This window comes from Saccharopolyspora sp. NPDC045839, assembly GCF_056431645.1.
This window is the reverse complement of the sequence record NZ_JBWKKH010000024.1, coordinates 1-25,439: the sequence shown is the minus strand read 5'-3', so window position 1 is coordinate 25,439 and position 25,439 is coordinate 1. Positions and strand designations below refer to the sequence as shown.

The window sequence follows — 25,439 nt, the reverse complement described above, 5'->3', positions numbered from 1 at the left end:
GCTCGGACCGAGCCCGATCCGCCCGGCTGACGATCGCGCGGCGTGGCACGGCGGCCGCTGCCCGGACGCGCCTTGCGCAGGCGCGTCCGGGCAGCGGAGCCGGTCAGAGCACCTTGTCCAGGAAGGTGCGGATGCGGGGATTCGCGTTGCCGTCCGAGAAGAAGTCCTCCGGCGGGAGGTCGGCGGCGATCTTCCCGCCGTCGACGAACACGACGCGGTCGGCGACCTTGCGGGCGAAGCCCATCTCGTGGGTGACGACGACCATGGTCATCCCGTCGCGGGCGAGCTCGGACATGATGTCGAGAACGTCCTGGACGACCTCGGGGTCCAGCGCGGACGTCGGCTCGTCGAAGAGCATCAGCTTCGGGTCCATCGCGGCGGCGCGGACGATCGCGACGCGCTGCTTCTGCCCGCCGGACAACCTGTTCGGGTAAGCGTCCGCGCGTTCGAGCATGCCGACGCGCTGCAGCAGGCCGCGAGCTTTCGCCTCGGCCTCGGCCTTCGACCGCTTGAGCACGTTCACCTGGGGCAGCACGACGTTGCGCAGCGCGGTCATGTTGGGGAACAGGTTGAAGTGCTGGAACACCATGCCCATCCGGGACCGCAGCCGGTCGAGGTCGACACCGCGTCCGGTCAGCTCGTCGCCGTCGAACCGCACGCTGCCGGCGGTCGGGGTTTCCAGCAGGTTGAGGCAGCGCAGGAAGGTGGACTTCCCGCCGCCGCTGGGGCCGATCACCGCGACCACCTCGCCGGGCTCGATCGTGAAGTCGATCCCGTCGAGCACCTTGACGTCGCCGTAGACCTTGGTCAGGTCCCGGACTTCCAGGAGTGCCATCAGATGTACACCGCCATCTTCTTCTCGATGGTGCTCGTCGCGAAACCGATGAGGTTGGTCATCAGGTAGTAGAGGAGGCCGATGAACAGGTAGACCGTCAGCGCGTCGAAGGTGCGCGAGATGATGGTCTGCCCCACGAGGAACAACTCGTGGATGGTCACGAAGGACACCAGCGCCGAGTTCTTCGTCATCGAGACGAACTCGTTGCCCAGCGGCGGGAGCATGCGAAGGAAGGCCTGCGGGATGATCACGTGGCGCATGGCCGAGGCGTGCGACATCCCGCACGACCGCGACGCTTCCAGCTGACCTCGGTCGACGGACTGCACGGCACCGCGGAAGATCTCGGTCACGTACGAGCCGCTGTAGAGCCCGAGCGCGATGATCCCGGCGGCCATGGGCGGGAGTTGCAGGCCGAGCTGGGGGAGCCCGAAGTAGATGAAGAACAGCTGCACCACGAACGGCGTCCCGCGGATGACCGAGACGTAGGCGTTGCCGAGCCACCGCAGCGGCGCGATCCGGCTGAGCTTGGCGAAACCGCCGATGGTGCCGAGCAGCAGGCTGAGCACCAGGGCGCTCAGGATGACCTGGATGCTGACGAGGAGGCCCTGCCAGATCTGCCCCGAGGACTCGATGATGGTGGCCACGTTGAACAGGGGGTGCCCGCCCGGCTTGGCCGCCGTGGTCTCCGCGCCGAACCACTTCTCGGTGATCTGCGAGTAGGAGCCGTCGTCGTGCATCTGCTTGAGCGACGTGTTGAACGCGTCCCGCAGGGCCGGATCGGCCTTCTGGAAGGCGTAGCCGTAGTTCTCCTCGGTCAGGCGCTCGCCGATCTGCTTGAGGCCGCCCTGCTGGGCGATGAAGTACTTCCCGGCGGGTGCGCCGGTCACGACGGCGTCCGCTTGTCCCAGCCGCACCGACGAGAACATCTGCTCGTTGGTCTGCACCGTGATCAGCTCCGCGGCGGGCTGGTGCTGCTTGAGCCACTCGACGGACTTCGTGCCCACCTGGACGGCGACCCGCTTGCCCGCGAGATCACCGAGCGACGCGATGGAGGCGTCCTTCTCGTTCGCGAAGATCGCGAGTCCGCCGGGGTAGTAGATGTCCGAGAAATCAACGGCTTTGGCGCGTTCGGTGCTGATGTAGATCGCCGAGGCGCCCACATCGATCTGGTTCGCCTGCAGCGCGGGAACGATGTTGCCGAACGGCATCTGGGCGAACTCGACGTTCTTGATACCGGCCCGCGCGGCCAGCGCCCGGACCAGGTCGATGTCGAAACCGAGCTGCTTTCCCCGGGCGTCGGTGAACTCGAACGGCGGGAAGGTCGCGTCGGTGCCGACCCGGAGCGTGGCCTGCCCGGAACGCAGCGCGTCGAGCTTGGCGGTGGGCGGTTCTGCCGCGGACGCCGCGCTCGTGGGCACGAGCACGAGCAGGCAGGCGACGAGCGCGGTCGCGAGCCGCGCCCAGGTTCGCTGACGGGGCATTCAGTGTCCTTCCTGGACAGACCGGTCGGCGGCGCTCGTCACGATCGTGTGCACGAGGCGGGCCGCGATCCGAGCGGTGCGGTTGTCGATGTCGTGGGCGGGGTTCAGTTCGGTGATGTCGGCCAGGGCGAGCTTCGGGTCGCCGCCGATCAGCCGGCACACCTCGATGACGACACCGGCGGGTACGCCGAGGGCCGAAGGAGCGCTGACCCCCGGTGCCTGTGCGGCGGGGAGCACGTCGAGATCGATCGACAGGTACAGCGCGTCGACGTCCGCGATGAAGGCCCGGACGAAATCGAGGACGTCCTCGACGTGCCGTTCCTGGCAGTCGAGGTCCTGGAGGTGGCGGACGCCGAGTTCGGTCGCCGTGGCGAACAACGCGGCGGTGTTGCTGGGCCGGCTGATTCCGATCACCGCGTAGGTGAATTCGGCACCGCGCTCGGCTTCTCCCACGGCGATCTGCCGGAACGGGGTGCCGGACGACGGGCGATCGGCCTCCCGCAGGTCGAAGTGCGCATCGAGGTTGAGCACGCCCAGCCGCCGCCCGTCCAGCAGGCCGCTGCGGGCGAGCCCGAGGTAGGAACCGTAGGCGGTCTCGTGCCCGCCGCCGAGCACGACCGGGAGGTTTCCGGTGCGGAGCTGTTCCGCGACCGCCTCGGCGAGGTCGTCCTGCGCCGCTTCGAGGGCGTCACCGGCGACCGCGACGTCGCCGGCGTCGTGCACGACGACCTCCGGCTGGATCGCGAAACTCCCCAGGGCCGCGCGGATCGCGCCCGGGCCTGCCTGAGCCCCTGGACGACCGCCGTTGCGGCGGACGCCGATGTCGCAGGGAAAACCGATCAGCGAAACGCCGGTGACGCCGGGCGACTCGTTGATCGCGTTGTGCCACCTGCGATGTTCCGGCCCCGGGCCGTCGACGCGTCCGGTCCAGCTGGGAACGGATGTGCTCACGCGTACTCCTCCAGTCTGCTGATGTCCTGCGCTGCGGCGTGCGTGAGCGTGACGAGGGACTCGTGCCGAGGCCGGACGCGGAAGTCCGGGGCCATCGTGCTGACCACGCCGACGAGGTTCTGCTTCCGGTTCAGCACGGGCACGCTCACGCCCCACACGCCCGGATCGACCTGCCCGACGCTCACCGCGAAGCCCTGGCCCCGGACGCGCCGCAGGTCGATCTCCAGCTTGTGGATCTGCGGTGGGGTCAGCCCGTGCGCCGCGGCGGCGCGCGCGACCCGGTCCTCGGGCAGGTGCGCCAGCAGGGCCTGGGCGCTCGCGCCGAAGGTGAGCGGCTTGCTCAGCCCGGGAGAGAAGCTGCACCGGACGACCCGTGTCCCCTCGGCCGCTTCGACGCAGAGCACGTCGTTGTCGCGGGCGATGAGGAACGCCGCGAGCTCGTCGGTGTCGGCCGCCAGCCGCCGGAGGCGGCGCTTCACCCCGCCCTGGCTGAGCACCTCGCGCCGGTAGTTCTCGGCCATCTGCACCGTCAGCGACCCCGCGCAGTAGCGGCCGCGCGTGCGCGCCTGGTGCACCAGCCCGATTTCGACGAACGTCGTCAGGTGCCGGTACACGGCGCTCGACGGAATCCCGGTGCAGGCGGAGATCTCCTCCGCCGTCGCGCTCTCCCGTTCGGCGAACACGGCCAGGATCCGCGCTGCTCGCGTACCGGCTTTCCGGTTGGTTTCCGGGCTTGTCACGGCGGGCACGCTACGTCGGCGGTGACCGGCTGCCCAGCAATTCTTCCCAGTGACTGGGAATGTTATTCCCAGTGCTCGGCCATGTGCGGAGAGAAGCCGCCGCGGCGCCGAAGCCGGACCGACAGCGACGACTCGACTACTGGTGGTCATCCGCTTCGGGGCGGCGAGTGATCGGTGGTCTTCGCCTGGAATCGGGTGGCCGGCGGGCGGAAGTAAGGTGGCCGACCGTGGACCGACCCCTGCTGCCCGAGCACCTCCAGCTGCTGCTGTCCGACGAGCCCGTGCTGGACGTGTACTCCCACGGTCCGTGGCGGGTTCCGGACGGCTTGTGGGAGGAGATCCGGGAGCGCGCGGTCGAGCTCAACCGCGACCCGGCGGCGGAGGCGCTGGCCGTGGAACTGCCCGAGTTCTTCGCCGAGGACACCACGGTCATCGGAGCGGAGCTGTGGTTCCTGCTGGAGTTCCTGGTCGGCACGGCGGCGGTGCGCGGCGGCAACGCCGCCGACCTGCAGCGGGAGACCATGGGCGGCTTCGCGGCCCAGCCGTGGCGGCCCAACCGCACCTGGTCCTGGAGCGCGAGCGCGTCGCGGTTCCGGCCGCCGGTGGAGTGGCTGCTCGACGGTGCCGGTGACGACCCCGATCTGCGGGAGCTCGCGTTCGGCCTGGCCCGCCGCTGCCTGGACGTGTTCGCCGGGATCGAACCGCTCGAACCGCGCCGCCAGGCGCTGATCGCGCTGCACGACATGCGCGCGGCGGACCCGGCGCTGGCCAAGCAGGACCTCGTCGCGCCGGTCGGGAGGCTGGCGGACCTGTGGGCGCAGCGCGCCGACGAGTCGATCCTGGCGGCGTTGCCCGAGCTCAGCGGCCCGGCCGGCTACCTGGACTGGGCGTGCTCGGGGTTCCTGGCCGCGCACCAGCGGCTGCTGGAGCGGTCGCCGGGCGTCGCGGGCGCCGGCCCGATCCCCGACATCGACTACTCGGTGGAGCACGAGATCGCGCTGGCCGGCCTGATGCTGCAGGCCGAGCTGGCGGAGGTGCCGGTCGAACTGGCGCTCACCACGGGCCACGCGATGTTCGAGGTCGTGCAGGCCATGTTCGTCCGGCTCAAGGAGAACTTCGACGGCGACCGCTGGCACAACCTCGTGCTGGCGTGGCTCGGGCGCGCGGTGCTGGCGGGCGAGGCGGACGTCTGCCGCGCCTGGCTGGACATGGCGATGCGGATCAGCGGCGTGGTGCAGGGCCTGCCGGACGGCATCGTGACGCCGAGCTGCTTCGTCCCGGTGCGGGACTTCCAGCGGCAACTGCGGGTGCTGGCCCGGCCGCGCAGGGTGCTCAACCCGTTGGTGCCGAAGCTGGTCGGCGGCGAGGAACTGCACTCGGCGGCCGCGGATCCGGCGGCGGCCCTGGTGGGCCAGCCGGAGCTGGCCGCGGCGGTCCGCACCGAGCTGGCGGAATTCCGGCACGGCCGCACCAGGGTGGTGCGGATGTTGTTGACCGGCCCGGAAAGCACGGGGCGGGGCACGGCGGCGGGACTCCTGCGCGGCATGCTGCTCAAGGCGGGCGGAAACCGCACCGAGGCGTGGGTTTCCGAGGCCGAGTTCGCCAGCCTCGACGTCAGCAACGCCGTGGTGCACCTGCAGCAGAAGACCCAGGGCCTCGGCGCCCACGACGTGCTGGTGGTGAACGGCCTCGGCCAGCTGGCGGGCCTGGAGCGGTCCGGAACCGCGCTGCTGGAGGAATTGCGGCGGTTGGTGAAGCGGTTGCCGGAGCTGCACGTCATCGCGGTGTGCCGGGCCGGTGGAGACGACCGGGTGGGCGCGGTGAATCCGGCGCTGCTCCAGCAGTTCCGGGTCGCCAGGACCGCCGAATTCGCGCCGGAGGACCTCGCCGAGCTGTTCCGGCGCGCGGTGGCCCGGCGGGGCGCCACCACCGCGGACGACGCCGCGCGGTCGGCTGCCCGGCTGGCGGCGGTGGGGCCGCAGAACATGCGTGGCGCCCGGCTGATCGAGGACCTGGCGCGGCGCGGCGTCGACGCGGCCCGCGCCCGCAACAGCGGGGGACCGGTGGAGGTGCTCGGCCGCGACCTGCCGGAGCACTCGGCCGGCACCGACCTGGCGGACTGCGTCGGCCTGGACTCGGTCCGCCGCGAACTGGACCTGGTCCTGGCCGAGGTCCGGGCCGCGAAGCTGCGCCGGGAGGCGGGGATGCCGGGCGCGGTGCGCCCGCGGCACCTGGTGTTCACCGGTGCGCCGGGGACCGGGAAGACGACCGTGGCCGGGGTCCTGGGCCGGACCTGCGCGGATCTCGGCCTGCTGTCCTCCGGGCACCTGGTGGTGGTCGACTGCGCGGACCTCGCCGGGCGGCACGTGGCGGAGGCGGCCACCGGGGTGCAGCGCGCGCTCGACCGGGCCATGGGCGGCGTGCTGTGCATCGAGGACGCGGGCACGCTCGCCCGGCCGGGCATCGACGTCGACCGGGCGCGCAACCAGGGCGTGATCGACGCGCTGCTGGCGGGCCTGCAGTCGCGCTCGGCGGATCTGCTGGTGGTCCTGTGCGGCCCGGACGCCGCGGTGAACGGCCTGCTCAAGGCGACCCCGGAACTGGCGGCCTGCTTCCCGAAGGTGGTGCGCTTCCCGGACCTGACCGACGAGCAGGTCGTGGAACTGTTCGAGCGCAAGGCCGCGGCGGCGGGCTTCGCGCTCGGCGACGGGGTGCCGGAGAAGGCCCGGGCAGTGGTCCGCACGGCCCGCCGCGACGCGGCGATGACCAACGGCCGCCTCGCGGTGAGCCTGCTGGAACGCGCGGTCTCGTTGCAGTCCAGGCGAATCCTCGCGGACGGCGTGGTGAGCGCGGACGAGTCGCTGCACCGGATCGAGGCCGTGGACGTGCCGGACACGCCGGTCGAGCCGGTGCACGCGGACCTCCCGGCGGACCCGCTGGCGGCGATCGACGACCTGATCGGGCTGGAGTCGGTGAAGCGCGAAGTGCGCCTGCTGGTCGCCGAAGCGGAAGCGGACCGGCTGCGCCGCGGCGCCGGGCTGCCGCTCGCGGCCCGCACCAGGCACCTGGTGTTCACCGGCAATCCGGGCACGGCGAAGACGACGGTCGCCAGGCTGGTCGCGGCGGTGTACGCGAAGCTCGGCCTGCTGTCCTCCGGCCACCTGGTGGAGGTTTCGCACGCGGACCTGATCGCCGAGTACATCGGCCAGACCGCGCCGAAGGTCCGCGCCGCGGTGGAGCGAGCGCGGGGCGGCGTCCTGTTCATCGACGAGGCGTACGCGCTGACGCCGCCGGACGGCAGGCATTCCTACGGCCCGGAGGCGATCGCGGAACTGCTGCGGCTGATGGAGGAGCACCGCGACGACCTGGTGGTGATCGCGGCCGGGTACGAGAGCCGGATGACGGAGTTCCTGCGCACCAACCCGGGCCTGGCCTCGCGCTTCCCCTCGGTGGTGCACTTCCCGGACTACGACGAGGCGGAACTCGTCGAGATCTTCGAAAGCCTGGCGAGCACGGCGGGATTCACCGTCCACGAAGGCGTCCGCGCGGAGGTCCGCCGAATCCTGCGGGCGACGAGCCGGGACGAATCGTTCGGCAACGGCCGGGTCGTCCGGAACCTCCTGGACCGGGCGATCGCGTTGCAGGGCGAGCGGATCACCACGACATCCGAACCGCAGGATCCTTCGGAAGTCCGGCTCCTGCGCCCGGCCGACCTGGCAGGAGTCCAGATCAGCCACCTCGCGACCGGGAGCGACTCCTTCGGCCAGTACCTCTGACGGCCTGTCATGGTTCCTCCGTGCCCGGCAGGGGCACGACCACGGAACTCCGGACATGACTGAAGATCACCGAGGTCCGCACGTTCACGATCTCCCGCCGCTTGGTGAGGCGGTCCAGGATGAAGGCGCTGAGCTGATCGTTGTCGGCCACCGCGATGTGCAGCAGGAAGTCGTCGCCACCGGACATGACGAAGTACGACAGCACTTCCGGCAGGCTCGCCACGAAGGACTGGAACGACTCGATCACCGCGCGGTCCGGCGGGCGCAGCTGCACGGCCACCATCGCCTGGGTGCCGCGGCCGATCTTCCGCAGGTCCACATCGGCGTGCTGGCCGCGCAGGATGCCGCGCTTGGTCAGCCTGCGGATGCGTTCCAGGCAGGTGGACTGTGCCACGTGCAGGCGGGCGGCCAGTTCCTTGTTCGTCAGCCGGGCGTCCTCCTGCAGGAGCGTCAGCAACGCCGTGTCAAGTTCGTCCAGCACCATCGTCAGCACCCCGCGTCCGTGCAGAATTCGAGATTTTCGGCGAGTGGCCGAACTTATCACGACGAATGCCTGGAACATCCGCAGTGATCGCTACGTTGGGCGCCATGACCCTGCGTGACAGCGATCTCGCCGACCTCACCGCCGCGGCAGGCCCCGCAGACCCCGTTCGCGGGGGCGGGCACACCCTGGCCGTCGCGGCCGTCGTGGTGGCGGCGCTGATTTGGAGCGCGTCGTTCGCGGTCACCGAGGTGGCGTTGGCGGAGATCCCGCCGATGACGATCGGCGCGATCCGGTTCGGCTTCGCCGCCCTCATCCTCGCCGCAGTGATCCACACCAGGCGGGACCGGCGGCTGCCGACGGTCCGGCAGCGGTTGTTCATCGGCCTGGCCGGACTGCTGGGCATCACGGCGTACTTCGCCGTGGAGAACCTCGGCGTCGACCTGGCGACGGCGTCCGACGCGACGCTGATCGTCGCCTCGTATCCGATCATCACCCTGGCCCTGGAGCTGATCCTGCGGCGGGCCACGCTCTCGGTCGTCCGGCTGGCCGGCATGGTCATCGCCATCGGCGGGGTCTGGCTGGTCGTGCAGGGCGGAACGGGCGGTGATCTCCGGAACCGGTTGTGGGGCGACGCGCTGCTGATCCTCGGCGGGCTCGTCTGGGCCGGATACAACCTGGTGGCGCAGCGCGACACCTCGGGCGCCTCGCCGGTCGTGGTGACGTACTACCAGACGCTGGCCGGAGCGCTCGGTTTCATCGCGATGTCGCTGTTCGAAACGGACCGCTGGGCCTGGCCGTCCCCGGCCAACCTCGGCCGCATGCTGTTCCTGGCCGGGCTTTGCTCGGTGGCCGCGTTCCTGCTCTACAACTACGGATTGCGCGGGCTGCTGCCCAGCGTGGCGGTCAACCTGCTCAACATCGTCCCGGTGGCGGGCCTGGTGTGGGCGGCGTTGCTGGCTGGGGAATCCATCGGCGTGCAACAGATCATCGGAGGTGCGGTCGTCATCGCCGGCGTGGTGTTCGGCCTGTACCAACGAAAGAACGACAGACCCGCGGCAGTACCGAACGCGGCGAAATCGAACGCAGAGAAGGACAACGCATGACAGGCCGGCCAGAGTTCAAGTGCGCGATCGTGGTCAGCGACGAGCTGCCCACGGGACTCGCGGTCAACGCGGCGAGCGTGCTCTCGCTGACCATGGGGCACCGCGTCGAGGGCCTCGTCGGCGTGGACGTGAAGGACGCCGACGGCGTGACCCACCCCGGCATCATCTACACCCCGCTGCCGATCCTGGTGGCGCCGCGCGAGCAGGTCGGCACCATCGTGCAGGCCTCGGCCGCGCAGGACGGGATGTTCTTCGTCGGCTTCAGTTCCCTGGCTCAGGGCTGCAAGACGTACGAGGAATACATCGACAAGATGGCGGCCACCCCGACCGCCGACCTGGCCAGTGTCGGTGTCGGCCTGTACGGCCCGCGCAAGCAGGTCAACAAGCTCGTCGGCTCGCTGCCTCTGCTCCGCTGAGCTGCCCGCCCGGCGGTGGCCCTGCTCGTCGTGAGCCGCGGGGCCACCGCCGGGCGGGTTCAGGGGGGGCGACGGAGGCGTTGGAGCGTCAGGAGCGGACGCCGCTGAGTTCGTTCGGGGTGGCGGGCAGGTCGCCGGTGGCGAGGTTCTTCCCCGATGCCAGATCGATCGCGTGGATCTTCTTCTGCGCCGGATCCGTGATGTAGGCGGTACCGCCGCGGACGAAGATCGCGGGCCGCGGCTGCTGCCACTCCAGCGGCTCCTGCCACGGATCCAGGACCGGAATCGTCCGCGTGACCTGGGCGGTCGCCGGGTCGATCTGGTGGATCCGGCCGTCAGTGCCCAGGACGAGGGCCTCGCCCTGCGGCCCCCGGGCGAGGGAGCGGAAGGTGTAGCTGGTGCCGATGTCGACCAGCCGCAGGCTTCCGCTGGTGGTGTCGATGAGCGAAACCTGCTGGGGACGCTCCAGTTCGGCGTGCTCGTCCTTCTTGTAGTCGCCCAGCACGACCGGCGACGCGGCGGAGCCGGCCTGGTTGCCGATCCGGCCGTACTCGGTGGGGCCGGCGACCTTCGTGATGGTGCCGCCGCGGTAGATCAGCACACCGTTCTCGCAGCCGATCACGACGGCCTCGCCCTGCGCGGTCGCTTCGCCGTGCACGCCGGGGCAGTCCTCGCTGCGCGCGATCTCCTTGCGCGCGGCGTCGAGCACCGCGATGCCGACCCGCTCCTCCTCGTTCCCGACCGTGACCACGAGCTCGCCGTTGGCCAGCTCGATCGCGACGCCGTGGTGCGGTTCGGGCGTCCGGTACACCTCGGTCGGCGGCATGCCGGAACCGAGCGCTTCGGGATCGAAGACCGTGACTTCGCCGGTGCCGTCGGAGAAGAGCACGGTCTTGCCGGCGTGCGGCACGACGTGACCGGGCTTGGCGCCCTTGAACTCGACGTCGCTCAGGTTCGCGCCGGCCGCGTCGAGCACGCGGAAACCCGTCGCGGTGGAAACCAGGACGTGGCGGTCGTCGCCGGCCGGGTTGAGGCGGTTGAAGCCTGCCAGCGGCAGGTCCTTGACGACTTCCAAGGTCCTGCCGTCGAGGACGTAGACGCCGCCGTCGTAGGTCACGGTGACCGGATCGGCCACCGTGACCGGCGCGTTCTCCCGGGGCGGTGCCTGCGCGGTGCCGCAGGCGCCCAGCACGACGGTGAGGGATAACGCCGCGGACGCCGCGGCGATCTTCTTGCGAGAACCCGTATTCATCATCATCTTCCATTCCACTTCGGACGGACGGATCCAGCAGGTGCCCGGGCTCCGGGCTCGCGCGGTTCAGCCCCGGCCGAGTCCCCGTGCGATGGACTCGGCGTTGGACCGCATCATTTCCAGGTAGTCGCCGGCGCCCCGGCCCGGTCGGCTCAGCGATTCGGAGAACAGCGGCACGACCTCGACGTCCAGTCCGGCCTGGTCGGCGAGGACTCGCGCGAGGCGGTCCGGCTGGGAGGAGTCGGCGAAGATCGCCGGGACGCCGGCCGCGCGAACCGTGTCCGCGAGGGACTTCAGGTCTGACGCGCTGGGCGAGGCGAGCGTTGTTCCGCTGGGAATCACCGCGCCGACGACCTCGAAGTCGTAGCGCTGCGCGAGGTACCCGAACACGTGGTGGTTGGTCACCAGCTTGCGGCGTTCGGCCGGGATGCCGGCGAACTGCCGGCCCATTTCCGCATCGAGCCGGTCGACCGCGGCCCGGTACCGCGCCGCGTTGGCGCGCACGGCCTGCGGGTCCACGCCCTCGACGTGCGCGATGACCTGCTCGGCGATCACGTCGACCGCCCGGCTCACGCGCTGCGGGTCGGTCCAGAAGTGCGGGTCAAGGCGGCCGTTGGTGCCCGCTGCGGTGTAGCGGACGGGATCCACCTCGGAGCCCACGGCCAGGGTCGGGATCCCGGCGGCTTCCGCCGCCTGGACGTTGCGCGCGACGCCTTCTTCCAGGCCCAATCCATTGTGGACGACAAGACCGGAATGCTCCAGCTTCGCCGCCTGCTGCGCCGAGATCCCGAAGGAGTGCGGGTCCGCGTCGGGTTTCATCAGCACCGTCACCTCGGCTTCGTCGCCGACGATCTGCCGGGTGATGTCGCCGAGGATGTTGGTCGTGACGACCACGCCCGAGCGGTCCTGCTCCCCGGCGGCGCAGCCGGTGAGCGCGAGCAGGAAGGCGATCCCCGAGGCGATGAGGAGCCGGGCGGAGCGCCGGCCGCCGTTGCGTGTTCCAGTGCTCATCGTCCCGTCTCCACCAGGTGAGTGGCCCGGCCGCCGAGTTCGAAGGTGCGAGCGCGGCGGAGGGCGTCGTTGTAGTCGATCTCGTGGACGACGCCCGCGGCCGCGTCGTTGATGTAGGCCCGGCTGGTGTCGATCTCGATCGTCGGTGCGGCCCCGCCCGCCACCGGATCGTTCAGCAGCGGAACGACCGCCGTCTCCTGGCCGGTTTCGCCGTCGAACGCGTGCAGCGCGCCGTCCGCGGTGAGGGTCAGAAGGGGCCCGCCGGCGCCGACCGCGTTGGCCGCCAGCACCGGGCCGCTGGCGACGTACGTCCACTTGCGATGCGCGACATCGAGCGACCAGACGCCGGCTTCACCGGCTTTCGCCGCGAGCGTGTCGCTGCCCGGCCGGTGGTCGAACTCCTGCGCGCGCTCGTCCGCTGAAACCGGCCGCGGGTACGGAATCTTCTCGCCGCTGAACCTGCCGTCCTTCGAACCGACCAGGAGAGCGCCGTCGGCGCAACCGAACACGACGCCTCGCCGGGTGACAGCGGCACCGGCCGGGCCGGGGCAGGGCTGGTCGATGGTCGTGACCGGCTGCCCGTCCCGGCTCCGGACTTGCACCGCGCCGGCCCGACCGGGCTGCTCGACCGGTACGAGGACGTGGCCGTCGAAGGGCAGCACCGCCGCGCCACGCGCCACGTCCTCGATCTTGCCCGTCTCGGAGATCGTGCCCGCGTCCAGCTCGGCGCGATCCAGCAGGCTGGCCGTGCCGTCGCCGAACGACACCGCGACGACCGCTGGATCGCGGTACGCGCGCACCGGCCCGGTTCCCGCGATCGTGCCGACCTCGCGAACGGCGGCGCGGTAGTAGTGCACGTGATCGCCGTGGTCGACCATCCAGGAGCCGCTGTCGACGATCCGGACCGACCGGCCCGATGTCAGGTAGGCGAACCGCCCGTCACCGACGACGTCCTCGACACCGTGCACCTGACCGGCCTCCGTGACGTCGCCGGTGATCAGGTCCAGCACGCGCACGGTTCCGGCATCCGCGTCGGCGACCACCAGGCGCGACTGCGCCTCGGCCGCCTCCTCCGCGCCTTCGACGTAGCCGTGCGGTAATTCTTCGGCCGGCGTCGGCGTGTCCGGCCCGGCGCATCCCGCGAGGACCACCGCGGCGACCGACAACCCCGCGACGGCAACGGATTTCCTTCTGATGTGGCTCACGATCACCTCTGGATTCCGGCTTCTACTCGCCTGACGTGGTTGAGATCCGCTGCACGCGGTGGCGGATTTCCGCGCCGAGCGCGGAGAGGAAGAACAGCGCGACCGCGGCCGCCGAGATCGTCGCCCCGGCCGCGGTGCCCCAATGCCACGAGCCGACCAGCCCGATGACCGTCGCGGCGGCCCCGATCAACGCCGCGACGAGCATGATCGCGGGAATCCTGTCGACCCAGAGGACGGCTGCGGCGGGCGGCGCGATGAGAAGGCTGAACACCAGCAACGTTCCGACGACGTGGAACGACGCGACGATCGCCAGCGTGATCAGGCCGAGCAGGCAGGCGTGCGCCAAGCGGGGCCGCAGGCCGAGCGTGTGCGCCTTCCGCGGATCGAAGGCGAGCGCGACGAACGAGCGGTGGCCGAGCACGGACACCGACGCGGCGACGACCAGCGCCGCCACGAGGTAGCCGAGGTCTTGCCCGCGCACTGCCAGGACGTCACCGAACAGGAAGCCGGTCAGGTCGACCGCGAAGGACTGCGAGTGCGAAACGATGATCACGCCCAGCGACAGCATCCCGACGAACAGCAAGCCGATGGCGGTGTCCTGCGACAGCCGCGACGACCTGCCGAGCGCGGTCACGCCGAGCGTCATCGCGCCTGCGCTGAGCGCCGCTCCGAGCAGCAGGTTCCCGCCCAGCAGCGAGGCCAGCGCGACACCGGGGAGCATCCCGTGCGACATGGCGTCGCCGAGGAACGCCATGCCGCGCAGGACGACCCAGGTGCCGACCAGCGCGCAGATCGACGAGACGAGCGTCCCGGCCCACAGCGCCCGCGCCACGAAAGACACTTCGAACGGGACGAACAGCCAATCCATGAGGCAGCACTCTATATTGAAAATGATTATCAATGTAGATAGTGTTTCGGTGATGCCGAACACCGTGCGAGGGGTGCTGTGACGATCACCAGCGATCAACCGGAGATCACCGTCCGCGACCTGACGGTCGGGTACACGCGCGAACCGGTGCTGCGCGGTCTCAGCGCCACGTTCCCGCGCGGGCGGATGACAGCCGTCGTCGGTCCCAACGGCTCCGGGAAGTCGACGTTGCTCGGCGTGCTCGCGGGTGTGCTCAGGCCCGCCGCGGGTTCGGTCGAGCGGGACCGGGAACCCGCGTTCGTCGCGCAACGAAGTGCGGTGTCGGATTCGCTGCCGATCAGCGTCCGCGACGCGGTTTCCATGGGGCGATGGGCGCACCGCGGCCCGTGGCGGCGCCTGACCGGCCACGACCGGGCCGTCGTCGAGGAATGTCTGGCCGGCCTGGAACTCCTCCCGGTGGCGGCCCGCCGGCTCGGTTCGTTGTCGGGTGGCCAGCGCCAGCGCGCCCTGCTCGCGCAAGGGCTCGCCCAGGAGTCCGGTCTGCTCCTGCTCGACGAACCGGGTTCCGGACTGGACGCCGAAGCGCGCCGCCTGATCTCAGCGGCCCTCGAGAACGCCAAAGCGCAAGGGGCGACCGTGGTTCAGGTGACCCACGACTTCGCCGAAGCGATGCGTGCGGATCACTGCCTGGTGCTCGACGGCGGAAAGCTGATCGCCGCGGGCGCACCCGCCGCCGTCCTGACCCCGCCGGTGCTCGAAGAGGTCTGGGGCATCCGGCCGCTGAGCTGACATGACGTGCGGCGAAGATTTGCTCGCCTGGACGCGGGTTCGCGCACTGCCCGTGAGTGTTTTGGGGCGCTATGGCACCCCAAAACACTCACGGGCGACGTGCGTCCGAGAGACCGATCGGCAGGGTGGCTGCCACTCCCCGGACGTGCCGTCCGTCGAGGCGGTCCACGCCGATGCCCCAGCCGCGGGCCAGCCCGGTCAGCACCTGGGTCGTGTGCTCCAGCGCCTGGAGGTTCGCCGCCGCTAGGCGCATCGTCGCGCTCACGCGGGGCTCTGCGTCGGTCGTCGACCGGTGGGCCGTCACGGCGATCGTCACCGCCGCGTGCGGCGCGGCCGCGAGCAGCCGGTGCAATGCCTGCGTTGCGACCGCCGGGGAAAGGCCCGACCAGCCTTCGAGTTCGAAGGTCGCCTGCGAGACCGGGCCGGTGTGCCAGAGCCGCCACTGCTCCCGGATGCGGCTGCGGGCGGCCGTGACGTGGGCGAGCGAGGAGATGGTGCCGAGGACCTCGTGCTCGGTGAGTCCTCTGGTGGGCGTGCCGTCGCGGCGGAGCTGGCGCTTCACCCGCCGGACGGCGTTGCCGAGCGCCTGCCGGACTTCCGCGTCCCGATGCACTTCGACCGTGCGCAGCACTTGCAGGGTCAGCCAGACACGTGGTGCGTGCGCCTGGCTGAACCCGGCGTGGTGCACCACCTGCACGGCGAAGGCCGGTGCCTGCTCGCTCAGCGGTGGCAGCATCGTCTCCGGCGGCGGCATCGGTTTCGGGGCGCGTGCGGTCGTTCTCGGTTGCAGCACCGCTGAGATCCCGGCGGCCCGGCTGAGCATCGACACCACGTCGTCGCCGACGTCGTCCACGAGCCACACCGATTCCGGCGAGATCAGGCGCAGCAGCGCGCGCCCGGCCTCGTCCGCGCTCCGCAGATCCCGGTCGCGCTTGCGCAGCAAGTACTTCCACGACAACGCGAGCCATTCGTACAGCCAACGGTCGCGGGTGCGCACGGCGGTCAGTGCCAGGACGATCGCGGCCACCACGACGACCGCGGCGATCGCGGGCCACGGCCGGCCGATGACCAGCACGACCGCGATCAGCACGAGCTGCCAGCACATGATCTGCAGCACCCCGATCCTGCCGAGCGGACGTGCTTGCGCGGGCGTCGTTTCCGGCGGCCCGGCGGCAGAACGAGCAGGGGGCTCGGGTGCCGGGGCGGCGACCGGGTGCGCCGGTTGCCACGCCGGAATCGGTCGCGGTTGCGGGATCGCCGGTGCGTTGATTCGCACGCCGGCTCGGGTCGCGCCTGGATCGGTCACCGTGCTGCCTCCTCGTGCCTTCCCCCGGGCCCAGTGTCCGCAGGGAAAATGAGGATTCGGTGACAGCGGAACGCTCCCGCCCGAAGTTGGCGATTATCATCAAATCTTCATCGACCGCTTGTTAATGTCATCGGGTGACTGACGACTCGTCCGGCTCGAAATCCCCGGCCTTGCAGCGGCTTCGGGCCGTTGCGCGCGGCCGCGCGGCGATCGCGCTGCTGGTCGCCGGCTGCGTGGGACTGGTCGGCCTGGCCGTGACCGGACAGGCGTCCGTTCCGCCCGGCCTGCAGTTCGTCCAGGTCGGCCACTGGGTCTACAACAGCGCTTCGCAGTCGGCGTTCCACGTCGACGGGTCGACCGGCCAGGTGGATGCGCGGGCGAGCGTGCCCGGCGCGGAACAGGGCAGCCAGGTCGTGCAGGGCGAGCGCTCCGGATACGTCGTCGAGCGGTCGCGGATCACGGAGTTCAGCAAGTCGACGCTGAGCGTCGAGAACAGCGTCGCCCCACCCGCCGCCGAGCGGCCGGTCGTGCTGGAGGTCGCGGGCGGCCCGTACCTGGTCTACCGCAACGCGGGCCGGGTAGCGCGCCTCGGCGACCCGACGGCCACCGTCCCGGCGGGCGGCCCGCTGTCCACGCCGGTGGCGACCTCCGACGGAACGGTGTGGCTGCACCGGATCGACACCGGTTCGATCTGCCAGCTGCCGCGAGACGCCACCCGGCTCGCCTGTCCCGCCGAACTGCCCAAGGGCCACGGCGGCGCGCTGGCCGTCGTCGGCGACCGGGCGGTGGTGATCGACACCACGGCGGACACGCTGCACACCATCAGCGGCGACGGGCTCGGCGGATCCGCCGAGATCGGGCTGAAACTGCCGCCCACGGCGCAGGTCGCCAACAGCGCCGTCGACGGGCGGCTCGCCGTCGTCGACCCGGACCGAAAGCAGCTGCACCTGATCGACACCGCCGGGCTGGAGAAGAACGGCCCGACCGCCCGGCCCGTCTCGGTGGACCTGCCCAAGGACGGCAAGATCGCCGGACCCGTCGCGGCCTCGCACGTCGTCATGGTGGTCGACGAGACCCGGCACGAAGTGCTCACCTACGACAGCAAGGGCCAGTTGAAGAGCTCGAAGAAGCTTCCGGAGAACGGCGAACCGCCGCGACCGGCGCTGGGCGAGGACGACCGGATCTACGTCGACACCTCGGACGGCTCGCGGGTGCTGGTGGTCGACGGCGAGGACGGATCGGCGGCCGAGGTGTCCATCGACGACGCCGCCCGCAACGGGACGGCCGACGAGGCGACCACCGACGACCCACCGGACTCCGAGCCGCTGGTGCCGGGCGTGCTGTCGGATGTCGTCGCGGCCGCGACGCCGCCCGGCGCGCCCCGCAACGTCAAGGCGGTCGCCGGCGACGGCTCGGCCACGGTGACCTGGGGCGCCGCCGCGAACAACGGCGCGCGGATCACCAGGTACCGGCTGAGCTGGTCGGGCGGGTCGACCACGGTCGACGGGTCGGCGTCGAGCGCCACGGTGAGCGGGCTGACCAACGGCAAGTCCTACGTGATCACCGTGACCGCGGAGAACTCGGCGGGCCGCGGCTCGGGCGCCAGCGCCAAGGCGGTGGTGCCGGGACGCGCGGCCGAAGCACCGAAGGTCACCGCGAAGGCGGGCGCCGACGGGCGGGTCTCGGTGACGTGGACCGAACCCGAACGCCACGGGGCGGAGCTGGTGCACTACCTGGTGAGCGCGTCCGGCAAGGGCGAACGCGAGGTTTCCGGCCAGAGCGCGGAATTCCAGGGGATCACGGGCACCACCACCATCACGGTCCGGGCGGTCACCCGGTACGGCCCGTCCGGTTCTCCCGTGCTCACGGGGAAGCCCGGCAAGCAGAGCGTCACCGTGCCGTCGGGCCCGCCCACCGTGGAGATCACCCGCGTGCGGGGCGAGAACGGCAAGCTGATCGTGAGCGTCAACGCCGACACCAAGGGCTCGTCGGCGACCTGCGAGGCGCGCTTCATCGACTTCCTGTCGGCTTCCGCGTCCTGCGACGGGCCTTCCGAGATCGTCTTCAACAACGCCGCCTGGTTCGGCAGCATCAAGATCACGGTCAACATGACGACCCCGGCGGGTCAGGCCACGGACAGCTGGACGGGAGTGCCGGGATAGCCGGGCGGATCCGGGGCGTCGTGTTCTGGATCGGGCCGGCGGGTTCGCGTCGAGGAAAGGGCAAGGAACTGCTGTGACACCCACCCCCAAGGTCGCCTACGACCTCATCGCCGAGAACGTGCAGGTGGTGATGCGCGGCAAGGCGGACGTCGTCCGGCTCGCGGTGGCCGCCCTGTTCGCCGAGGGGCACCTGCTGATCGAGGACGTGCCCGGGGTCGGGAAGACGACCATGGCGCGGTGCATCGCGGCCAGCATCGGCGGCGGGTGGAGCCGCATCCAGTTCACGCCCGACCTGCTGCCCGGCGACATCACCGGCGTGATGGTGTACCACCAGAACGCCGAGCGGTTCCAGTTCCACCCCGGCGCGATCTTCGCCAACGTGGTGCTGGCTGACGAGATCAACCGGGGCACGCCGAAGACCCAGGCCGCGCTGCTGGAGGTGATGGCCGAACGCCGGGTGACCGTCGACTCGGTCAGCCAGGACGTGCCCCGGCCGTTCCTCGTCGTGGCCACGCAGAACCCGATCGAGATGGAGGGCACCTACCGGTTGCCCGAGGCGCAGCTGGACCGGTTCCTGATGCGCCTGTCCGTCGGCTACCCGGAGCACGACGCCGAGGTGCGCGTGGTGATGGGCGACTGCGCCGGGGTGAGCCCGGACGAGCTGCAGCCGGTGATCGACATCAGCGGCGTGCAGCAGGTGATCGCCGAGGTGCGCAAGTCGCGCCTGGCCCCCGAGGTCATCTCCTACGCGGTGCGGCTGGCCGCGGCGAGCCGCACCCATCCGGCGGTCCGCTACGGCGCCAGCCCGCGCGGCAGCATCGCCCTGATCCGGGCGGCCCAGGCGCTCGCCGCCACCCACGGCCGCGACTTCGTGACGCCGGACGACGTGAAGGACGTGGCCGTCCCGGTGCTCGCCCACCGCCTCGTGCTCACCCCGGACGCGGAGCTGAGCCAGCGGCAGGCGAGCGACGTGGTGGCGGAGCTGCTGGCGGACACCGCCGTGCCGACGGACCCGGCGAGGAGGTAGGGGTGCGGCTCACCCGCCGCGGCATCCTCGTTCTCCTCGGGGCCGCACTGTGTTTCGCCTTCGGCGAGGTGGCCGGGTACCCGCTGTTCCGGGCTCTGGCAGGGGTCGCGGTCGGCGCGGTGCTGGCCGCCGTGGCCACCACCTTCGTCCAGCCGAAGGTGGAGGTCATCCGCTCCGTCACGCCGGACCGGGTCGAGCGGGGCAAGCCCGCGCTGGCGTCGCTGGTGGTCCGCAACGGCACCACTCGTCGGCACGGCGGCTTCGCCGCGGCCGACCGGGTCGGCACCGAGGCGAACGAGGTGCGGGTCCGCCCGCTCGCGCCCGGCGCGGAGGCCACCTACCACTACGAGCTGCTCACCACGGCGCGCGGCCGGCTCCAGGTCGGCCCGCTCGTGCTGAGCCGGTTCGATCCCTTCGGCCTCGCCCACGGCGACCGGACCGCGGGTGGCACCGCGCACCTGTGGGCGCATCCGCGCCGGCACCAGGTGCGCCCCGCGCGGGCCGGGTATCCGCGGCACCACCACGACGGGCCGATCACCGATCCGCCGCTGCGCGGTTCGGCGGACCTGCGCGCCGTCCGGCCGTACGTGATCGGTGACGAAGTGCGCTTCCTGCACTGGAAAGCGACGGCCCGGACCGGTCAGCTCATGGTGCGCGAGTACGCCGACCCGGCGCAGCTGCGGTTCACGGCGGTCCTCGACACCCGGCCCGCCGCGATGAGCCCGGCCGTTTTCGAGGAAGCCGTCGAGGTGGCGGCCTCGCTGCTCTACGCCTCGGCCTCGGCCGGACAGCACTGCCGGCTGATCACGTCCCACGGCATCGACACGCCGGTCGACAGCGGCCTGCGGGCGGTCAGGTCGCTGCTGGATGAGTTGTGCCTGGTCGGCCAGGACGCGGCGGCGGATGCGCCGCTGGTGCCGGCCGCGCTCGACGCGACGCGTCCCGGCGGCATCCTGGTCGTGATCACCGGGCCGGATGCCGATGTGGCCGCGCACCGCTGGCGGCCGGATGTGCTGGTCCGGCTCGGCGCCCGGCAGTCGTCGGCGGGCAACGGGCTGATCGCCGCGTCGGACGCGGCCGATGCCGCGGCGAAGTGGAACGTCTTGCAGGCGGGTCCTTCATGACCGCGCGCAACCGGCTGGCGGTCGCCGGATTGCTCTGCGCCGCAGCGGTTTCCGGGTTCTTGTTCGCGCCGGTCTTCGGCTTGGCGCCGCTGATCGTCCCGGTGCTCGTCGTGGGGCTCGTCGGCTACGGCTGCGTCGAACTGGCCGCGCGGTGGCCGGAACTCGCGCCGTGGCGCCCGGTTCTGGTGCTGCTGGGCGCTCTTCTCGGGCTGATCGAGTCGGTCCTGTTCCCGACCACCGTGGTGGGCCTGCCCACCGGGGAGACGCTGCGGGTGCTGGAACGCGGGTTGACCGAGGGCTGGCTGCTCAGCCTGCAGTCGACCTGGCCCGCCCGCCCGGATGCCGAGCAGCTGCTGTTCGTCCCGCTGGCGGTGCTGCTCGCCGTCGCGCTCGGCCTGGAATTGTTGCTGCGCCTGCGAAGGCCGATGGTGGCGTTGCTGCCGGGCCTGGCCGTGGTCGCGCTCGCCCAGGCGTACCAGGCGCTGACCGGGCTCGCCGCACTGCTTGCCGCGATCGCCTACGCGGTCCCGGCCGGAGTGGTGCTCTGGGCTGAGCGCCCCGGGCGCCCGGCCGCCCGGCCCCGCAGTGGGCTCCAACCGGCGCGCCGGGGGTCCAAGGCGCGGATTCTGCTCGTGGTGCCGACGATCGTGGGCGTGGTGGCCGGCTCGGTCCTCATCGGCGGCTTCGATCCGGTCGGCGGCGATCCGTACCGCCTGGCGGACGGCCGACTGGCGCCGTTGCAGCAGAACCGGCTCAGCAATCCACTGGACCAGATCGCGGCGCGGCTGGGCGACCGCGAGCGGGAGGTGTTCCGCTACCGCAGCGATGCGCCGGTCGACCGGTGGCGACTGGTGGTGCTGGACGGCTTCGACGGAACCAACTGGTCGACCGGCGCGCGGCTGCGCCGGATGGGAACCGGCCTCGACGGGGTGCCGGGCGGCACCGCGGGCGCGGCCGACCTGCGGGTGCGGGGCGGGCTCGGGCCGTGGTTGCCGAGCCAGCCGGTTCCGGTGGGCGTGACCGGGCTCGCGCCGCTGGTGGACCAGTCCTCGGGCGCGCTGCTGGTGGATCCGCCGGTGCCCACCGGGCAGGAGGTCTCCTACCGGCTGAGCTGGTCGACGCCCCAGGTCGACGCGGCGCGGCTCGGCGTCGCCCCGGTGGATCCGCACGCGGCGGGCGGGCTCGGCGGACTCGGCGTGGTGCCACCGGAAATCGGGCGGCTGGCCAGGGATTCGGTGCGCGGGCTGCGCCCGACGTTCCAGGCGGCCCTGCAGCTCGACCGGTTCCTGAGCGAGAACTACCAGGTCGCGGTAGGCGAAGACCTGCCGACCGGGCACGGCTGGCCGCAGCTGCGGCACTTCCTCCTCGAGAGCAAGCGCGGGACGAGCGAGCAGTTCGCCGCCGCGTACGTGCTCCTGGCGAGGCTGAACGGCATCCCGGCCCGGCTGGTCGTCGGGTTCCGCGGCTCGAACAAGACCGAGGGCGACTTCAAGGTGGTGCGCAACGGCGACGTGCTGGCGTGGCCGGAGGTGGCGGTCGAGGGAGTCGGCTGGGTGCCGCTGGACCCGACCGCGACCGCGACCCAGTCCGGCCGGGAGCGGTCCGGCCTGGCCATGGCGGCCGCACAGGCCAGGCAGCAGCTACCGCCGGAGAACCAACTGCGCCCGCCCCAACTCCCGCCGGGACAGCAGGAGGACGCGGGCGAACAGGAATCCGGTGCCGCCCCGATGCTGTGGGCAGTGGTGGTTCCGGTTGCCGTGGTCCTGCTCCTGCTCGCCTGCTGGCTGGTCGGAGTGCCGCTGGCGAAGTCCGTGCGAACCCGCCGCAGGAGGCGCCTGGCCGGCGCCGACGGCGTGCTGGGTGCATGGGCGGAAGCCCGCGACCGGATCCGAGCCCACGGCGTGCCGTACCGGATCGGGATGACACCGCGAGATCTGGCGGAGTCGGCGGGCGCGATGATCGGAGAGCGAACGGCGGAGCCGGTGGTAAGGCTGGCGAAGGTGCTGGACATGGCGCTGTGGTCGGGAGTCCCGGTGGCGGACGGCCAACCCCGGCGAGCCTGGGAAGAGGTCCGACAGGTCCGGCGAGCACTAGCGACCCGCCCACTGTCCACCAGACTGAGAGCAGCACTGGAACTCCGAACGCTGCTCCCCACCAGCCGCCAGCAAGACCGATCCTGAGGGATGGGTTGAGAAGTCATCTCGACTTCCGCCGGCTCACGGCTGCGCGCTGCGCTGCGGTGGCGTGCAGCCACCCTCGCGCCTTCTGGTCCAGGTCTCGGATGTCGTCCCAGCTGTGATCGACCGGGATCGAGGCCACCCGTTGGTGGTTCTCGTGCACTGGTCCGGTGTCACCGCGCAGGACGTCGACAGCGGAGTCCCCACGCCCCCAGCGGAAGGTGAAGCCGCCCAGGTACAGCCATTGACACGGGAGCTTTGCCATTCGCTAACTCGCGGACGGTGACAACGGGCGGATCAGAACCGGCCGGGCCAGCCTCTCCGGCAAGAAGCACTCATGAGCCGGTTCCTGGATGCAGAACGGAGCTTGCGGGTGTGTTGGCGCTGGAAGCGCCAGAATCGCCCGGAGCGTCCACAGTGGCGGGGCGTGGTACTGGTAAGCCACGGCCTGCGGGTTGAACACCCCAGTGCTCTCCGGCGTGGGCACGCGGTACGCGGTGGCCCGGTCCTGGCTGCGGAGGATGAAGACGTCGGCGCAGTCCTGCGGGTGCTGGAACATCGAGGCCATGAGCTGAGGGGCGTGCTCCGGACCCCAGCGAATCAGCGTCCAACCCCGCAAGCGCAACTCGGTGAGCAGCTCCGTCAGCTCAAGCGACAGCGGTTCGCTCATCGCAGCCCCCAAGGCACGGGCCACTTCCGCAGGTCCACCCGTTTCCTCTGCTTCCGCATGGCGGCCCACTCGCGCCGGTACTGACGCCTTTCCAGCAAGCGTTTCCACATCGCGCCTCCCGATCTCTGGAAAGACAACCCCGCCTACTGGTCAACGGAGAGGTGTCTTTCTGTAGTCTTCGGATTACTGGGCGTGACTCGGAAGCTTCTGGGGGTCTACAGGTGTCTTCTGCCGGTGATGAGGTCGGTGCCGAACTCCGGTCCGCGCGGGTTGACGCGGGAATCAGCCTTGCGCAGATGGCGCGGCTCACGAACTACTCCAAGCCCTACCTCGGGCTGATCGAGACTGGTCGGCGGCCGATCACGGTAGATATCGTGGTGGCGTACGAACGCGAACTCGGCCCGTTGGGAGACGACATGCTGCGTCGCCGGGACATCACGCACCCTCGCACCATGAAAGCTGACCGACCGACGCTCACCGAGCTGGCCCATTCGATCGACAGCGGCGACCCCGGAGCGTTGGCGACCGCGCCGTCCAGCCGCGCCGTCGACTTCTTCCTCGCGTCGAAGCTCGGTGAGTCGGGGGCGAACCACCTGCGGGAGTGGGTCCGCACCGGGAAGACGTCGACGCTGCGCGCAAACGCGCTAGCGGTGCTTTCGAAGATGTCGATGCGCGAGGACATCGAGCTCATCGTGGAGTGCTTGGAGACGGACGAGAAGGTCCGGTTCCTGTCCTTGGCGTCCGAGGTGTCCAAGGTGATGCAACACGACTGGGATACGTCCAAGGCGGTTGCGAAAGACCCAACCACCGCGCCGAATCCCCGGAAGCTGGCAAAGGCCCTGACGAAGGAAACCCTCCTGGACTCCGACGCCGAGTCCCGGTGGTGCGGAGCGTACCTGCTCCGGGGCCTCGTCCCGGTGCTGGGAAGATAGGGCCTGCTCAGCACAGTCAAGCGGTCTCACCGGCGGAAACCTACCCGGCTTGTGAGGTTATGGGCGAGCGGTCACCTGGTGGCACACTCGTTCGGGAGGACTCAGACGTCTAGTGCGAGGTGTTTCAATGTCCGCCGCAGCGAAGTACCAAGAGATCGCGGCGACGCTGCGCAGTCAGATCGACCGGGGCGAGTTGTCGGTTGGCGATCAGTTGCCGACCGAGCAGGCTCTGCAGGACCGGTTCGACGCATCACGCACAACGGTCCGCCAGGCGCTGAAGGAGCTTCGTGACGCCGGCCTGGTTCAGATGCGTCACGGAGTGGGCGTGTTCGTCGCACCACCGAAGGTGGTCCGGCGGCTGGACTCCCGCGAACGTCTGTCGAAGGCCCGGCGGGAAGCGAACAAGGCTGCTTTCCTAGCGGAAGCGGCGGCACAGGACTTCGCCCCGTCGTCCTCGGTCCGGGTGTGGTTCGAGCCTGCTCAGGATTACGCGGAACTCCTTGATGTTGAAGAGGGTTCCGAGCTCTGCGTTCGCGACCGGGTGATGAGTGCGGACGATCAACCGGTGATGCTGGCTGTTTCGCGGCTGCCCCGTGAGATCACCAGGGGCACCACCCTGGAAGAGGTGGAGACCGGGCCGGGCGGTGTGTTCGCCAGGCTGGAAGAACAGGGCTACGAGATCACCCGGCACGAGGAGATCGTGAGCGCCCGGATGCCGGACGCGAACGAACGGAAGCTGCTCGGCCTCGGCAGCGGTCCCGTGCTGGCGGTTCGCCGCCGGACGTGGAGCGGCGACCGAGTGGTCGAGGTGAACGACATGGTGATGTCGGGAGAGTCGTACGAACTGCGCTACGCATGGGATGCCATCTGACGCCATCTCGACGGCGCGGACAACATGGCCCGGAGTTTCGCGGTTTTGCCCGCGGCATGACGTGAATCTGCGTCTGGAGCGGTGTTCCTGCGGGTACGGGGCCGGGGGGGGGGGTGGGGGGGGGGGGGGGGAAAAAAAAAAAAAAAAAAAAAAAAAAAAAAAAAAAAAAAACCCCCCCCCCCCCCCCCCCCCCCCCCCCCAACCCACCCCCCCCCCCCCCGGAAGGAGAAGGTGGGCCCCTCCCGCCCACAATGTCCTT

Annotated in this window: 22 protein-coding genes; 10 read left to right on the top strand and 12 right to left on the bottom strand. The window is 70.8% G+C overall.

Annotation, left to right across the window (positions count from 1 at the left end; all coding sequences use genetic code 11):
* Positions 1–103: 103 nt before the first annotated feature.
* Genes AC07EQ_RS28440 through AC07EQ_RS28425 form a run of 4 tightly spaced genes read right to left on the bottom strand, consistent with a single transcriptional unit; the run spans position 104 to position 4,007 of the window.
* On the bottom strand, positions 104–835 hold the full coding sequence (locus AC07EQ_RS28440; protein ID WP_478390940.1) for an amino acid ABC transporter ATP-binding protein: 732 nt from the start codon (positions 833–835) through the stop codon (positions 104–106).
* On the bottom strand, positions 835–2,316 hold the full coding sequence (locus AC07EQ_RS28435; protein ID WP_478390939.1) for an ABC transporter substrate-binding protein/permease: 1,482 nt from the start codon (positions 2,314–2,316) through the stop codon (positions 835–837). The genes AC07EQ_RS28440 and AC07EQ_RS28435 overlap by 1 nt, the downstream gene beginning before the upstream one ends.
* Positions 2,317–3,267, bottom strand: coding sequence for a formimidoylglutamase (hutG, locus tag AC07EQ_RS28430; RefSeq protein ID WP_478390938.1), 951 nt, complete (start codon positions 3,265–3,267; stop codon positions 2,317–2,319).
* Positions 3,264–4,007 (bottom strand): IclR family transcriptional regulator, encoded by a 744-nt coding sequence (locus tag AC07EQ_RS28425; RefSeq protein WP_478390937.1) that lies wholly within the window; start codon positions 4,005–4,007, stop codon positions 3,264–3,266. Before AC07EQ_RS28425 ends, hutG begins: the two co-directional genes overlap by 4 nt.
* Before the next feature lie 227 nt (positions 4,008–4,234).
* Here AC07EQ_RS28425 and AC07EQ_RS28420 point away from each other — a divergent pair, with 227 nt between their 5' ends.
* Positions 4,235–7,783, top strand: coding sequence for an AAA family ATPase (locus AC07EQ_RS28420; RefSeq protein ID WP_478390936.1), 3,549 nt, complete (start codon positions 4,235–4,237; stop codon positions 7,781–7,783).
* 7 nt (positions 7,784–7,790) lie between these two features.
* Here the strand turns inward: AC07EQ_RS28420 and AC07EQ_RS28415 are convergent, their stop codons facing one another.
* Positions 7,791–8,261, bottom strand: a complete 471-nt coding sequence (locus AC07EQ_RS28415; protein ID WP_478391036.1) for an Lrp/AsnC family transcriptional regulator — start codon at positions 8,259–8,261, stop codon at positions 7,791–7,793.
* Positions 8,262–8,371: 110 nt separating this feature from the next.
* Between AC07EQ_RS28415 and AC07EQ_RS28410 the strand changes: the two genes are divergently transcribed.
* Entirely contained in the window at positions 8,372–9,370 is a 999-nt protein-coding gene (locus AC07EQ_RS28410) for a DMT family transporter (protein WP_478390935.1), read from the top strand.
* Positions 9,367–9,786: a DUF2000 domain-containing protein gene (locus AC07EQ_RS28405; RefSeq protein WP_478390934.1), complete on the top strand. Its 420-nt coding sequence runs from the start codon at positions 9,367–9,369 to the stop codon at positions 9,784–9,786. The genes AC07EQ_RS28410 and AC07EQ_RS28405 overlap by 4 nt, the downstream gene beginning before the upstream one ends.
* Positions 9,787–9,874: 88 nt before the next feature.
* Here the strand turns inward: AC07EQ_RS28405 and aztD are convergent, their stop codons facing one another.
* The 4 genes from aztD to aztB all read right to left on the bottom strand — a co-directional run bounded on the left by aztD (position 9,875) and on the right by aztB (position 14,122).
* Positions 9,875–11,038 (bottom strand): zinc metallochaperone AztD, encoded by a 1,164-nt coding sequence (gene aztD / locus AC07EQ_RS28400; RefSeq protein ID WP_478390933.1) that lies wholly within the window; start codon positions 11,036–11,038, stop codon positions 9,875–9,877.
* A gap of 66 nt (positions 11,039–11,104) precedes the next feature.
* Positions 11,105–12,049, bottom strand: coding sequence for a zinc ABC transporter substrate-binding protein AztC (gene aztC / locus AC07EQ_RS28395; RefSeq protein WP_478390932.1), 945 nt, complete (start codon positions 12,047–12,049; stop codon positions 11,105–11,107).
* Positions 12,046–13,254 (bottom strand): hypothetical protein, encoded by a 1,209-nt coding sequence (locus tag AC07EQ_RS28390; protein ID WP_478390931.1) that lies wholly within the window; start codon positions 13,252–13,254, stop codon positions 12,046–12,048. Before AC07EQ_RS28390 ends, aztC begins: the two co-directional genes overlap by 4 nt.
* 22 nt (positions 13,255–13,276) lie before the next feature.
* Positions 13,277–14,122, bottom strand: coding sequence for a zinc ABC transporter permease AztB (gene aztB / locus AC07EQ_RS28385; protein ID WP_478390930.1), 846 nt, complete (start codon positions 14,120–14,122; stop codon positions 13,277–13,279).
* A gap of 78 nt (positions 14,123–14,200) precedes the next feature.
* Here aztB and aztA point away from each other — a divergent pair, with 78 nt between their 5' ends.
* The gene (gene aztA / locus AC07EQ_RS28380; protein WP_478390929.1) at positions 14,201–14,911 is read left to right on the top strand and encodes a zinc ABC transporter ATP-binding protein AztA; all 711 of its coding nucleotides are present in this window, start codon (positions 14,201–14,203) and stop codon (positions 14,909–14,911) included.
* A gap of 88 nt (positions 14,912–14,999) precedes the next feature.
* Here the strand turns inward: aztA and AC07EQ_RS28375 are convergent, their stop codons facing one another.
* Positions 15,000–16,217 (bottom strand): type VII secretion protein EccE, encoded by a 1,218-nt coding sequence (locus tag AC07EQ_RS28375; protein WP_478390928.1) that lies wholly within the window; start codon positions 16,215–16,217, stop codon positions 15,000–15,002.
* A 134-nt stretch (positions 16,218–16,351) separates the two neighbouring features.
* Here AC07EQ_RS28375 and AC07EQ_RS28370 point away from each other — a divergent pair, with 134 nt between their 5' ends.
* From AC07EQ_RS28370 to AC07EQ_RS28355, 4 genes are all read left to right on the top strand, one after another.
* Positions 16,352–18,379, top strand: coding sequence for a fibronectin type III domain-containing protein (locus AC07EQ_RS28370; RefSeq protein WP_478390927.1), 2,028 nt, complete (start codon positions 16,352–16,354; stop codon positions 18,377–18,379).
* Between the two features lie 73 nt (positions 18,380–18,452).
* Positions 18,453–19,406 (top strand): AAA family ATPase, encoded by a 954-nt coding sequence (locus AC07EQ_RS28365; RefSeq protein WP_478390926.1) that lies wholly within the window; start codon positions 18,453–18,455, stop codon positions 19,404–19,406.
* Between the two features lie 2 nt (positions 19,407–19,408).
* Positions 19,409–20,530, top strand: coding sequence for a DUF58 domain-containing protein (locus AC07EQ_RS28360; RefSeq protein ID WP_478390925.1), 1,122 nt, complete (start codon positions 19,409–19,411; stop codon positions 20,528–20,530).
* Positions 20,527–22,710 carry a transglutaminaseTgpA domain-containing protein gene (locus tag AC07EQ_RS28355; RefSeq protein WP_478390924.1) on the top strand — a complete coding sequence of 728 codons (2,184 nt, stop codon included), beginning with the start codon at positions 20,527–20,529 and terminating at the stop codon, positions 22,708–22,710. Before AC07EQ_RS28360 ends, AC07EQ_RS28355 begins: the two co-directional genes overlap by 4 nt.
* Before the next feature lie 16 nt (positions 22,711–22,726).
* Here AC07EQ_RS28355 and AC07EQ_RS28350 read toward each other — a convergent pair whose 3' ends face one another.
* The gene (locus AC07EQ_RS28350) at positions 22,727–22,972 is read right to left on the bottom strand and encodes a hypothetical protein (RefSeq protein WP_478390923.1); all 246 of its coding nucleotides are present in this window, start codon (positions 22,970–22,972) and stop codon (positions 22,727–22,729) included.
* A 3-nt stretch (positions 22,973–22,975) separates the two neighbouring features.
* Positions 22,976–23,377 carry a hypothetical protein gene (locus AC07EQ_RS28345; RefSeq protein ID WP_478390922.1) on the bottom strand — a complete coding sequence of 134 codons (402 nt, stop codon included), beginning with the start codon at positions 23,375–23,377 and terminating at the stop codon, positions 22,976–22,978.
* 161 nt (positions 23,378–23,538) lie between these two features.
* Between AC07EQ_RS28345 and AC07EQ_RS28340 the strand changes: the two genes are divergently transcribed.
* Entirely contained in the window at positions 23,539–24,309 is a 771-nt protein-coding gene (locus AC07EQ_RS28340; RefSeq protein ID WP_478390921.1) for a helix-turn-helix domain-containing protein, read from the top strand.
* Between the two features lie 127 nt (positions 24,310–24,436).
* A complete protein-coding gene (locus tag AC07EQ_RS28335; RefSeq protein WP_478390920.1) occupies positions 24,437–25,180 on the top strand; it encodes a GntR family transcriptional regulator in 744 nt (247 codons plus the stop codon).
* Positions 25,181–25,439 lie beyond the last annotated feature (259 nt).